We start from the raw sequence: 396 nt of genomic DNA, 5'->3' as shown, positions 1-396 counted from the left end.
TCAATCGATGAAGACGGTTCTATCCGTTTAAGCCAAGAGCAATTGCTATCGCAAGCGTCAGATGTTGAAGGCGATGACCTGACAGCTAGCGACCTTACGGTTGGTGGAGATGCAACGGTTGTAGCTAATGATGACGGCAGCTTCACGATTACGCCAGATGAGAACTTCAATGGTGACATCGATATCAGTTTCGATATCTCTGATGGCACCAATACCGTTCAAGCTTCAGCAGACCTGACGGTTAACCCAGTAAATGATTTACCTGTTCCACAAGATCAGCAGTTCAGTGTTGAAGAAGACGGTACTTTACTGTTCACAGACGCGGATCTGCTTACAGGCGCAACGGACATTGAAGGTGACAACCTTACTATTGAAAGTGTGACCTACGACGGTGGC

The 396-nt window shown here is 47.2% G+C and carries 1 protein-coding gene; it reads left to right on the top strand.

The window, feature by feature from the left end; genetic code table 11:
* A partial coding sequence (locus AB4583_RS21445; protein WP_372116328.1) for a cadherin-like domain-containing protein occupies positions 1–396 on the top strand: 396 nt, incomplete at both ends.

It is taken from the genome of Vibrio sp. 10N.222.49.C12 (assembly GCF_041475025.1).
GTDB classification, from domain to species: domain Bacteria; phylum Pseudomonadota; class Gammaproteobacteria; order Enterobacterales; family Vibrionaceae; genus Vibrio; species Vibrio crassostreae_C.
Note: the sequence above shows the minus strand (reverse complement) of the source record. Positions and strands in the feature narration are given on the sequence as shown.